The following is an 11,713-nucleotide window of genomic DNA, read 5'->3' as shown; positions in this document are numbered from 1 at the left end:
GATCGATGACCGCGCGCCGCTGGACGCTGCGTGGCGGCAGCGGTGTGGAGGTGGACAGGCTGGCCCTGGCCATCGCCCAGCGCTTCGGCGTGCCGGAGATCGTCGGCCGCGTCATGGCCCAGCGCGGCATCGACCTGGATGCGGTGGAACGGTTCCTGGAGCCGACCCTGCGCACCGAGCTGCCCGATCCCAGCCGCTTCCGCGACATGGACGCCGCCGCCGAGCGCCTGGCCGAGGCGGTGGTCTCCGGCCAGACCATCGGCCTGTTCGCCGATTACGACGTCGACGGCGCCACGTCGGCAGCCAGCATGGCGCGGTATTTCCGGGCCGTCGGCGCGCCGGTGGTCATGCACATCCCCGACCGCATCGACGAAGGGTACGGCCCGAACCTGCCGGCCCTGCAGGGGCTGGTGGCCCAAGGGGCGGGGGTCGTGGTCTGCCTCGACTGCGGCATCCTGGCGATCGAGACCCTGGGACAGGCGCGGGCCGCCGGGATCGACGTCATCGTCGTCGACCATCACATCGCCGAACCTGAGCTGCCGGCCGCGGTCGCCGTGGTCAATCCGAACCGCCTGGATGAGGAGCCGGGCTTCGGCCACCTGGCGGCCTGCGGCGTCACCTTCGTCACCCTGGTCGCCGTCAACCGGGCGCTGCGGGCAAAGGGCTGGTTCGCCGGCAAGGCCGAGCCCGACCTGCGCGCGATCCTGGACCTGACGGCGCTCGGCACCGTCTGCGACGTGGTCCCGCTGACCGGCCTGAACCGCGCCTTCATCGCCCAGGGGCTGAAGGTGATGGCCGCACGGTCGACTCCGGGTCTGGCGGCCTTGGCGGACGTCGCCGGGCTCGACCGCAAGCCGGATCCCTATCACCTGGGCTTCGTGCTGGGGCCGCGGATCAATGCCGGCGGCCGGGTCGGCAAGGCGGATCTCGGCGCCCGACTGCTGTCCACCGACGATCCGGCCGAGGCGCGCCACATCGCCGGCGAACTCGACCGGTATAACGACGAACGCCGGGCCATCGAGGCCGAGGTGCTGGACAGCGCGATCTTCCAGGCCGAGGCCGCGGGCGACGCGCCGGTCCTGGTGGTCTCGGGGCAGGGCTGGCACCCGGGCGTGGTCGGCATCGTCGCCAGCCGCCTGAAGGACCGCTTTCACCGGCCCGCCTGCGTGATCGGCGTGGATGCGGGCATCGGCAAGGGCTCCGGCCGCTCGGTGCCGGGCGTCGATCTCGGCGCCGCAGTTATCGCCGCCCACCAGGCCGGGGTGCTGGAGAAGGGCGGCGGCCACGCCATGGCGGCCGGCTTCACCGTGGCCGAGGACCGGATCGACGCCTTCCGCGCCTTCCTGGGCGAGCGGGTGGCGGGGGCTCTGGCCGGCGCGCCGCTGGTGGCCGAGCTCTCCGTGGATGGCGCGCTCGCGCCGCGCGGCGCGACGGCGGATCTGGTGCGCTCGGTCTCCCGGGTCGGGCCGTTCGGCACCGGCAATTCCGAGCCGCGCTTCGTGCTGTCCGGCGCGAAGGTGGTGTCGAGCGGGGTGGTCGGCGAGAACCACGTGCGCTGTACGCTGGCGGGCGGCGACGGCGGCCGTGTCAACGCCATCGCCTTCCGCGCCATGGCGGGCGACCTCGGCCCCGGCCTGCTTCAGGCCGGCCAGCTTCCCATTCACGTGGCCGGGCACCTGCGGCTGGACGATTTCCGGGGCGGCGACAACGTCCAGCTGGTCATCGACGACGCCGCCCCGGCTGGCTGACGTCGGCTACGCCGCCGCCGAGACGTCCTCCCAGAAGCTCCGCACCGTCGCTTCGTCGAGCCCGCGGGTGATGAAGACGATCCGCGACCGGCGATCCCCCTCCGGCCAGTCCGACAGCCGGGCAGGGGAGTGGAACACGTGGTGCACCCCATGGATCACCACCGGCATCGGCTCGTCGTCCAGGTTGAGGATGCCCTTGACCCGCAGCAGCCGGTCGCCGTGCCGCTCGCGCAGGGCGGCGAGCCACAGGTTGACCCGACCCCAGTCCAGCGGCGCATCGAAGGTGAGGGCGAAGGCGGCGATATCACTGCCGTGCCGGTTGGTGTCATGGAGGTGGGGGTGGCCCGCATGATGGTCGTGCGCGTGCCGGCTTTCGGCCTCGAGCGCCTCGTCGCGCAGCCAGCGCTGCACGTCCGGGGTCTTAGTTTGCGGATCGTACCAGCCGGCATCGAACAGGCGCCCCGGCTCGACCGCACCGGCGACCGAGCGGATCCGCTCCGCCGTCGGGTTCAGGGCCGCCAGCCGCCGGTCCAGCGCCCGAACGGCGTCCGGTTTGGCGAGGTCGGTCTTGGTTAGGATCAGCCGGTCGGCCATGGCCGCCTGCTTCACCGCTTCCGGCTGGGCGTCGAGCTGGACCAAGCCGTGCATCGTGTCCACGGTCGTGATCACCGCGTCCAGGCGGAAGAAGCCGGAGACCAGCGGGTTGTTCAGCAGCATCTGCACGATCGGTGCCGGATCGGCCAGGCCGGTGGTCTCCACCACGACCCGGCGGAACCGGGGCAGGGTGCCGGTGCGCGCTCGGGACAGCAGATCGCGCAGGGTCGTCTCCAGGTCCGAGCGTATGGTGCAGCAGATGCAGCCCGAGGCCATCACCGTCATCTCGCCGTCAACGGACTCCATCAGCAGGTGGTCGAGCCCGACCTCGCCGAACTCGTTCACGATCACCGCGGTGTCGGCGAGCGCCGGATTTTTCAACAGCGCATTCAACAGGGTGGTCTTGCCGCTGCCCAGGAACCCGGTCAGGACGGAGACGGGGATTCTGTCGGCGGACTTGTCGGTTTCGAACAGGGACATCTCTCAGAGGCCCTCCCAAGCCGTGTCGTTCGAACGTCGGCGGCTTCGGCCGCTCTTGTCTCGCATAGCTTGACACTTTGTCGCGGGCGTCGTCACCATTCTACCTATGGCGGCGCGAAATCCGCCATCACCACAAGAAAATCGGGAGGAGATGGTCATGCGCAGGAGCAAGTTCGAGGCGGGCGACGGCACCGATCCGCAATCCCCCAGCCGCCGGGATTTCATGAAAACCGCGGCGATCGGCGCGGCCGCCGGCAGCGCCGCCTTCGTCGGCAGCGGGGGCTCCGATCAGCTCGCCCAGGCGCAGACGACGGCCCCCGAGCCGTGGTGGCCGTCGCGCTGGGGCGCCGACGACGAGGCCGGCGCGTCCAACTGGATGACCCCGGAGAAGACGCTCGAGGCCGCCTCGCAGATCCGGGAGGGCAAGGTCTACAAGATCGGCCGGACCTATGAGGCGGGCATGCCCCTGTTCGGAGCGCGGGTCTTCGCCGTGCGCATTCCGGGCGCGCCCACCGGCGGGCCCTACGGGCAGAACAACCTGATCTATAACGACGAGTTCCTCGCCACCGAGGTCGGTCAGGTCGGCACCCAGTTCGACGGGCTGGGCCATATCGGCCTTGTCACCGGCGATGCGGCCGACAAGCGCGACCAGAAATACTACAACGGGTTCGACGGCAGCATCGTCAGCGGCGCCTACGGTCTCGGCAAGCTGGGCGTGGAGAACGTGAAGCCGTTCTTCACTCCGGCCCATCTGATCGACGTGCACGGCTCGCTCGGCGAGATGAAGGATGCCGGCTACGAGATCACCCTGGCAGACGTCCAGGGTGCGCTGTCGAAGCAGGGCATGTCGGAAGGCGATATCAAGTCGGGCGACGCGGTGTTCTTCAACACCGGCTGGGGCTCGCTGTGGATGAAGAACAACGACCGGTTCAATTCCGGCTGCCCGGGCATCGGCCTGGAGGTGGCGCGCTGGCTGATCGACAAGGAGATCTCGATCACCGGGGCCGATACCTGGCCGACCGAGGTGGTGCCGAACCCGGATCCGAACCTAGCCTTCCCGGTGCATGCCGAACTGATCACCAAGAACGGCATCTTCAACCACGAGAACCTGTTCTTCGACGAGCTGATCGCCGACGGTAAATACCGTTTCGTCTATGTCTTCGCACCGACGCCGATCAAGGGCGGGACCGGCTCGGCCGGATCGCCGATCGCGATCACCTGAGTCGGAACCGGGTGGGGGACGGTCTGCGGCGGCCTGGCCGGCCGGAATGCACCTGAAGACAAGGGGTTTCCGGCCGGCTGAAAAATCGGCGTGCTTCGGGCTTGATTTCGCGAACGGTGGCCTGTATCTCCACCCTCCTCGGATGACCCCTTCGTCTAGAGGCCTAGGACACCGCCCTTTCACGGCGGCAACACGGGTTCGAATCCCGTAGGGGTCGCCACTCTACTAGCGGATCGCAGCCGCCCGGGAATTTCGGACCTCAGGATGCGATCGCGCTTGCAAAGCTGTCGGCGGATTGATATCAACCCGCTCTCCTCTGTGACCCCTTCGTCTAGAGGCCTAGGACACCGCCCTCTCACGGCGGCAACACGGGTTCGAATCCCGTAGGGGTCGCCACAGGCTTTCCACACATTTTGCGCCATATGCCCCTGCTGCAGCGTAGTCCTGCCGCAGAGTGGTTCTGGTGGCCAGAGTAATCCTGGCTCAGAGCGCGCCGGTTTCCGGTGTCGATCCGCTGTGCGTTCCTTCACAGCCTCGTTGTATTTCAACGCAGCCGCCGTTCATTTAGAGTACCTATCTGCTCTGATGACGGCGCCGGGATTTTTCCGGCGGACGTTGGCCGGGAGGATGACGTGCAGATCAAGACCCGTGCCGGCTTGCTGATGGGAAGCGTGCTGCTGGGCGTGATGCTCGGATCGCAGCCGGCCCAGTCCACATCGCCGCTGCCCCTCTTCCGAGGTGTCGAGCGGTTCGTCGTGTTCTGCGGACGACCGGTGGCGGCAGAGCAGCGCGAGGCGCTGTGCACGATCGCCCGGGATGTCTTGGCGCAGCTCACCGGTCGGCCGGTCGCGGTCGGCACGGCCGGTCTCTCCGACGAGGCCGCCATCACCGTCCTGGTCAACGGCTTTCCGACCGAAGGACCGAACGGCCCCGTTCTGGCGATCAATATCGATCTGCTGCGCAAGGACCAGGTGAACGCACAGCTCTTCGGCGCGCCGCCTGTTCTGGTGTCGGCCGAGGCGTTGGTGACCGCTCCCGAGGCGGTCGCCGACGGATTGCGCCGTCAGTTCGCCGAGCGGGTGGTGGATCCGTGGCGTCGCGCGGTTCCGTCCGCACAGTCCGGCGCGGCCGGGAAAAGGGGATAGACAATGAGTTCCGCCATCGAAGCCGGCCTGGCCGCCGCCTGTGCCTGTGGGTCCTGCGGCTGTTACGGGCACAGTTCGGGCAGCGCCGCCGCCGCTCTGGGCTCCGGGACGACCGACGGGCGTCAGGCGCTGTCGGGGTCGGAGACGTCGGGCGACGGCAATCTCGACACCGTGGTGATCGGCACCAGCAGCAAGTGGGGCATCGGCATGATGGGGGTGGGCACGACCGTGACCTATTCCTTCATGGACAGCCTGCCGAGCTACCATGGGGTCGACTCCAGCTTCATGGCGTTCAACAGCGCGATGGAAGCCGCCGCCCGCAGCGCGCTGGATGTCTGGGCCGCGGTGGCGAATATCTCCTTCGTCGAGGTGTCCGATGCCGGTGCCGGCGGGCAGATCCGCTTCGGCGCGAACTCCCAGTCCGGATCCTCCGGCTACGCCTACTACCCCTCGACGAGCGAGATCGGCGGCGACGTGATGATCGCCACCAACTATTCCTACAATCTCGCGCCGGAGGTCGGGAATTACGGCTACCTCACCATGCTGCACGAGATCGGCCATGCGATCGGCCTGAAGCATCCCGGCAACTACAGCGCCGGCACCGAGGGTCCCTTCCTGCCGGGGTCGATCGACAACACCGACACCACGGTGATGTCCTACTATGACGGCTCGGCCACCTATGCCTCGGGCCTTGGATGGCTCGACGTGATGGCGGTGCGCTACCTCTACGGGACCGACACGGTCGGCTCGATCGGCAACGTGACCTGGGGCGCCGACACCGCCGAGATCTTCACCGGCGATTCCGGGATCAACTACTTCCTCGGCGCCGGCGGCAGCGACCTGTTCCAGCTCGGCGCCGGCGATGACGGCGTGATGGCCGGCAACGGCGAGGACACGCTGAGCGGCGGCGCCGGCAACGACCTGCTCTACGGCAATATCGGCACCGATCTGATGCTGGGTGGGGACGGCAACGACACGATGTATGGCGGCCAGAACGGCGGCGCGACCCAGACCTACGGATCGGGCACCACGCTGGCCTATCGCGAGGGCTCGGATACGATCTCCGGTGGCGCGGGGGTCGACATGATCTACGGCAACCACGGCGGCGACCTGCTGGTCGCCGGCAGCGAGAGCGACAAGATCTATGGTGGGCAGGACAGCGACACGATCTCCGGCGGGGCGGGGGGCGACGCCCTTTACGGCAACCTGGGCAACGACGTCCTGACCGGGGGTGACGGCTACGACTACTTCTACTTCACGTCCAACGGCGGCAGCGACACGATCACCGACTTCACCTATTTCACCGACTATCTGGCGGTTCAGGCGAACATCAACGGCACCGGCATCGCCACCGACGCCGACGTCATCGACCGGGCGAGTCAGGTGGGCAGCGACGTCGTGATCGATCTGGGCGCCGGAAATTCGGTGACGTTGTCGAACTACTCCACCGCCTCGCTGAACGTCTTCGACATCTACGTGTTCTGACGCGGCATTATCGGTGTTTACCTGACGGGCGGCGGCGACGCAGACTGGCGCCCCTTTTCCAGGAGGCACCCATGTCCGCGACGAATGCCTATCCGGTCGAGCTGGAGGCGCCCGACATCTCCGCGTACCGGACCGGCAATACCGGCATCGACTACGTCCATACCTTCGATTCCGGCAAGCCGGGCCCCGACGCGATGATCAACGCGGTCATCCACGGCAACGAGCTGTGCGGGGCGATCGCGGTCGACTACCTCATGAAGCAGGATATCCGGCCGACCCGGGGCAAGCTGACCGTCGCCTTCGTCAATCCGGAAGCCTATCTGCGCTTCGATCCGGCGCACCCGACCAAGACGCGCTTCGTCGACGAGGACATGAACCGGGTCTGGACACCGGAACGTCTCAACGGATCGGACAGCACGGTCGAACTGCGCCGGGCGCGGGAACTGCTGCCGCTCTACGACCGGGTCGAGCGGCTGCTCGACATCCACTCCATGGGCACCTATTCCGACCCGATCATGCTGATCCACGGCCTGGAGAAGGAGCGCCGCTTCACCCGCCAGATCGGCTATCCCGCGATGATCGCCTGCGGCTCCGGTCATGTGGAGGGGCTGCGGCTGATCGAGTACGCGCCGTTCAACGACCCGGCCTCCGACCGCATCGCCTGTCTGGTGGAATGCGGTCAGCACTGGGCGAAATCCAGCGCCGACGTGGCCATCGACACCGCGCTGCAGTACCTGCATGCGCTGGACATGATCAGCGCCGAGACCCTGGCAGCGCACCGCCACACGGCGCCGGTCGAGGCTGTGACCGTTGCCGACGTGACCCACGGCTACGCGATCCGCACCGACGACTTCTTCTTCGCGGAGAACTTCAAGGGTCTGGAACGTTTCAACAAGGCCGGCGCGGTCATCGCCGTCGATGGCGGCGAGGAGATCGTCACGCCCTATGACGACTGCATCCTGGTGATGCCGAACCACCGGGCGGTGAAGGGGCAGCGCGCGTTCCGCCTCGCCCGACTCTCCGAGGCGGCGGTTTAGGACGTCGGGTCCGGGCGCGATCCGTCAGGGTTTAATCCGTCAGGGCGCGATCCAGGCCGCGTCCAGGCGACCCTCCGGCGTCCAGACGAAGCGGGCCCGCCGGTGCGGATCGGCGCCGATCCAGAGCCAGTCCCAGCGGTTCCAGACCACGTCCAGAACCACGAACCGCCGCGCATCGCCGTCGTAGAGCGCGTGTCCGGCCGGTCCGATCGCCGCCCATCGGTCGGCGACGCGCTCGGAATCCGCCATCGTTTCCGCCTGTCCGGTCATGCGCAGCTGTTCCGACGTCTCGGGATCCCAGAAGGTCAGCGCCACCCGGGGATCCGCCGAGATCTCCCCGACCTTGGCGGAGCGGGCGTCGGTGAAGAGCTCCAGGCGGCGGGTATCGGCATCGAGCGCGCGCAGGACGATCACCCGGGCGCTCGGTCCCTGAGGCGTGACAGTGGCCAGCACCGGGGTACGCCAAGCCCCATGGCGGCGGTCCGCCGCCTCCGCCAGACGTCCGGCGATACGGACCGCCAGGGCGCCCAGATCGTCGGGCGGCGGGCTGCTCATTCCCCGCGCGGCGCCGTGCGGGCCAGCAGGTAGAACAGCAACGAGCTGACCGTGGCGAACAGGATCATGGACGACATCGCCGCGTGATCGTGGTCGTTCTGGAAATAGCCGACCGCCACCGTGAAGCAGGCGCCGATCACCATCTGCCCGAAGCCCATCAACCCGGACGCGGCGCCGGCGATCGTCGGGTTCACGCTGACCGCCCCGGCGATGCCGTTGGGCTGGCTCAGCCCGTTGCCGATGGCGACCACGCACATCGGAACGAACACCACCACCGGGTTCACCAGCCCGGCCATCATCAGGCTGAAGCCGGTGACAGCGCCCACCAGGGAGACGCCGACGCCGAGCGGAATCATGCGGTCCACGCCCAGCTTGTTCGACAGCCGGCTGGCCAGGAAGTTGCCGGTCATGTAGCCGACCGAGATCAGCACGAAATAGAAGCCGTAGACCTCCGGCCCGGCATGCAGCACCTCGATCATCACGTAGGGGGCGCCGGCGATGAACGAGAAGAAGGCGCCGACCGACATGGCGGTATTGGCGGCATAGCCGATATAGGCGCGCGACCGCAGCAGGCTGGCGTAGTTGCGCAGCATCGCCGTGACGTCGATGGTCGGGATCGGATGGGTGTTGGTCTCGTTCAGGCGGAACCAGGCGCCGGCAAGAACCAGAAGCCCGACGGCGAGCGGCACCAGGAAGGTGGCCTGCCAGCCGAAATGGGCGTCGATCAGCCCGCCGATCGCCGGGCCCATCGCCGGTGCCACCGCCATGGCCATGGTGATGACGGCGATGGCGCTGGCCGCCCGGTTGCGGTCGTAGACGTCGCGCACGATCGCGCGGCCGAGCACCATGCCGGCGCATCCGCCGATCGCCTGCAGCACCCGGGCGGCGATCAGGCTCTCGATCGACCAGGCGAACATGCAGGCGATGTTGGCGAACGCATAGACGATCAGCCCGCCGAGCAGGGCCGGGCGCCGGCCGAACCGGTCGGAGATCGGGCCGTAGACGAGCTGCGCCACACCGACCGCGACCAGATAGGAAGTCAGGGCGAGCTGCACCATGGCGTAGTCGGTGTCGAACACGTCCACCAGACCCGGCATCGACGGCACGAAGATGTTCAGCGCGAGCGGACCCGTGGCCGTCGCGACGATCAGGATCCAGATCGGCGGGGGGAGCGGTTTATCTGACATGAAGCCTTTGGGGGCGAGGATGGAGATCTAACTTAGCGCCGAAATCAGGATCGGCCATCCCCCTTCGCCCCATCCACCTTCGCCCCGGCCGCCTTCGCTTCGGCCGCCTTCGCCGCCGGTCGCACGACCATGGCCACCCCGAAGGCGGTGACGGCGATGCCGGCCGCGCCCACGATGCCGATGCGCTCGTCGAAGGCGAGCCAGGCCAGCAGGGCGGTGGTCGGCGGTACCATGTAGAACAGGCTGACCACCTTCACCGCCTCGCCCAGGCGGATCATCATCATGAGCAGCGAGAAGGCGCCGATCGACACCACGACGGTCAGCCAGGTCAGCGACAGGGTGAAGGCGGGTACCCATTCCACGTGCAGGCCTTCGAAGGCCAGGGCGCCGAGGACGGTGAGGACGGCCGCCGTCAGGTTCTGGATGGCGCTGCCCGACGCCACATGCATGGAACTGGCATAGCGTTTCTGGTGCAGGGTGCCGAAGCTGATGGCGACCAGTCCTGCGATGCAGGTCATCAGGCCGATCTCGTCGACATGGGCGGCTTCCATCCGCTCGCCCAGCACCATGGCGACGCCGGCGAGGCCCAGGACCAGTCCGCCCCATTGCCGCGCAGATGTCCGCTCGCCCAGCAGCCGGCCGGCCAGGACGGCCGTGAGGATCGGCTGCAGGCCGACGATGAGCGACGCCAGCCCCGCCGGGACGCCGCGATGGATCGCCACGAACACGCCGCCGAGATAGACGCCCTGAACCAGGGCGCCGACCACGGCGATGTGGCCCGCCTGGCGCCAACTGGACGGCCAGGGGGCCGACAGGGCGCGGGCGATGAGGACGAACAGCAGGGTGACCAGGGCGAAGCGGATCGCCAGGAAGGTCATCGGCTCCGCATGGGGCAGGCCGAACTTGGCGCCGACGAAGGCGGAGCTCCACAGCAGCACGAAGAGGGGCGGAGCGAGATAGGGCAGTGCGGAGGACATCGGGCCGGCCAGAAATGGGGAGGGGCCGCCGGATGGTGGGCGGGAGCAGTGTTCTCGCATCTTCCGACGAGTCGTGCTATGAGATCCGTGGGAGAGTGGGATATTTTCGTCGCGACCTTGGTCGTGGATTTGGCCGCATACGCTGGCCGTGAACCGTGGAGTGCCTGGTCAGAATGACCTCGACCGCCCCTCTTACCCCTATCGGAGCCGGGAATCTGCCGCCGCTCGGACCGCCTTCGGGCATCGGTCCGCGGTCGCGCGAGGACGAGTCCGCTGGGGTGTCGGGAAACGGACGGGCGCAGGACAGGGGACAGGACAGCCGGGCCGATGCCGCCGCGCGCGATGCGCCGGGGCAGACGGGGCGGAGCGGGCAGGCGGGCCGGAGCGGGCAGGCCAGTCAGGGGCAGCAGGCCGAGCCGCTGCGTCCGGGCCGACCGCTGATCGGCGGCGGACCGTTCACCCTGGCCGTGGCCTTCGGTCTTCAGGCCGATGAGACCGCGCGGACCGTGACCGCCGCTTCTGCGGACAATCCGGCCCAGGCGGCCGAAATCGCCGCCCAATCCTCCTCCAGCGCCGAAGAGGCTGCCGCCGGCACCGAGCTCAGCGAGGAAGAACAGCAGGTCGTCCGCGAGCTGCAACAGCGCGACCGCGAGGTGCGCCAGCACGAGGCCGCCCACGCGGCGGCCGGCGGCGCCCATGCGGGCGCGCCGACCTACACTTATCAGCGCGGACCGGACGGCCGGCAGTATGCCGTCGGCGGCTCGGTCTCCATCGATACCTCCCCGGTGAAGGGCGATCCGGAAGCGACCCTGCAGAAGGCGCGCCAGATCCGCGCCGCGGCCCTGGCGCCGGCCGATCCGTCCGGTCAGGACAAGTCAGTCGCCTCCGCCGCCTCCGCTCTTGAACGCCAGGCCCAGGCCGAGATCGCCGCCGAACGCCGCGCCGAACTCAGCGGCGAGGGCGAGGAGGGGGCGTCCGAGCCGGCGGTCGAGAGCCAGACCGTCGACACGACCCCGGCGGTCAACGGCGCCGCCCCTGCCGAGGGCGCGGACGGACCGGCTGCCGCCGACAGTGATCGGGGACAGTCCATCGGCGCCTCGGAACGCAGCGGGGACGGGTCCGGGTTCGGAGCCCTGGCGGCGGCGGACCAGGAAGAAGACACGCCCGCCGGCCCGCGCCAGCCGCCGGCCTTCAATATTGCCGGGCTGGTCAGCCGAGCCTCCACCGGCTTCGACGGCCGCACGCCGCCGCCCCAATTCGTCTCCATCACGGTCTGACCGGTC

The 11,713-nt window shown here is 68.6% G+C and carries 10 protein-coding genes and 2 tRNA genes; 8 read left to right on the top strand and 4 right to left on the bottom strand.

The window, feature by feature from the left end:
• The first annotated feature begins 5 nt into the window (after positions 1-5).
• The gene (gene recJ / locus BLS34_RS21200; protein ID WP_093153650.1) at positions 6-1,748 is read left to right on the top strand and encodes a single-stranded-DNA-specific exonuclease RecJ; all 1,743 of its coding nucleotides are present in this window, start codon (positions 6-8) and stop codon (positions 1,746-1,748) included.
• A 6-nt stretch (positions 1,749-1,754) separates the two neighbouring features.
• On the opposite strand, the gene BLS34_RS21195 is transcribed toward recJ, so the two are convergent.
• Positions 1,755-2,822, bottom strand: coding sequence for a CobW family GTP-binding protein (locus BLS34_RS21195; RefSeq protein WP_093153648.1), 1,068 nt, complete (start codon positions 2,820-2,822; stop codon positions 1,755-1,757).
• 157 nt (positions 2,823-2,979) lie between these two features.
• Here BLS34_RS21195 and BLS34_RS21190 point away from each other — a divergent pair, with 157 nt between their 5' ends.
• The 6 genes from BLS34_RS21190 (at position 2,980) to BLS34_RS21165 (ending at position 7,711) form a co-directional block, all read left to right on the top strand.
• Positions 2,980-4,044, top strand: a complete 1,065-nt coding sequence (locus BLS34_RS21190; RefSeq protein ID WP_211228898.1) for a cyclase family protein — start codon at positions 2,980-2,982, stop codon at positions 4,042-4,044.
• A 144-nt stretch (positions 4,045-4,188) separates the two neighbouring features.
• Positions 4,189-4,264: transfer RNA gene (locus BLS34_RS21185), tRNA-Glu, on the top strand.
• A 100-nt stretch (positions 4,265-4,364) separates the two neighbouring features.
• Positions 4,365-4,440, top strand: a tRNA-Glu gene (locus tag BLS34_RS21180).
• A 236-nt stretch (positions 4,441-4,676) separates the two neighbouring features.
• Positions 4,677-5,189, top strand: coding sequence for a hypothetical protein (locus BLS34_RS21175; RefSeq protein WP_093153646.1), 513 nt, complete (start codon positions 4,677-4,679; stop codon positions 5,187-5,189).
• A gap of 3 nt (positions 5,190-5,192) precedes the next feature.
• Entirely contained in the window at positions 5,193-6,674 is a 1,482-nt protein-coding gene (locus tag BLS34_RS21170) for a matrixin family metalloprotease (protein ID WP_093153643.1), read from the top strand.
• Positions 6,675-6,745: 71 nt separating this feature from the next.
• The gene (locus tag BLS34_RS21165; protein WP_093153641.1) at positions 6,746-7,711 is read left to right on the top strand and encodes a M14 family metallopeptidase; all 966 of its coding nucleotides are present in this window, start codon (positions 6,746-6,748) and stop codon (positions 7,709-7,711) included.
• A 39-nt stretch (positions 7,712-7,750) separates the two neighbouring features.
• Here BLS34_RS21165 and BLS34_RS21160 read toward each other — a convergent pair whose 3' ends face one another.
• From BLS34_RS21160 to BLS34_RS21150, 3 genes are read right to left on the bottom strand one after another with little or no spacing between them, the layout of a single operon-like run.
• Positions 7,751-8,266, bottom strand: coding sequence for a pyridoxamine 5'-phosphate oxidase family protein (locus BLS34_RS21160; protein WP_093153639.1), 516 nt, complete (start codon positions 8,264-8,266; stop codon positions 7,751-7,753).
• Positions 8,263-9,453 (bottom strand): multidrug effflux MFS transporter, encoded by a 1,191-nt coding sequence (locus tag BLS34_RS21155; RefSeq protein WP_028794550.1) that lies wholly within the window; start codon positions 9,451-9,453, stop codon positions 8,263-8,265. Before BLS34_RS21155 ends, BLS34_RS21160 begins: the two co-directional genes overlap by 4 nt.
• 44 nt (positions 9,454-9,497) lie before the next feature.
• Positions 9,498-10,430, bottom strand: coding sequence for a DMT family transporter (locus tag BLS34_RS21150; protein ID WP_051244734.1), 933 nt, complete (start codon positions 10,428-10,430; stop codon positions 9,498-9,500).
• Positions 10,431-10,708: 278 nt separating this feature from the next.
• On the opposite strand from BLS34_RS21150, the gene BLS34_RS21145 reads away from it, so the two are divergent.
• A complete protein-coding gene (locus BLS34_RS21145) occupies positions 10,709-11,707 on the top strand; it encodes a putative metalloprotease CJM1_0395 family protein (protein ID WP_215906185.1) in 999 nt (332 codons plus the stop codon).
• The last annotated feature ends 6 nt before the right edge of the window (positions 11,708-11,713 follow it).

Source organism: Thalassobaculum litoreum DSM 18839 (assembly GCF_900102465.1).
GTDB lineage: Bacteria > Pseudomonadota > Alphaproteobacteria > Thalassobaculales > Thalassobaculaceae > Thalassobaculum > Thalassobaculum litoreum.
The sequence above is the reverse complement of the archived record's forward strand: the minus strand, read 5'-3'. Positions and strand labels throughout refer to the sequence as shown.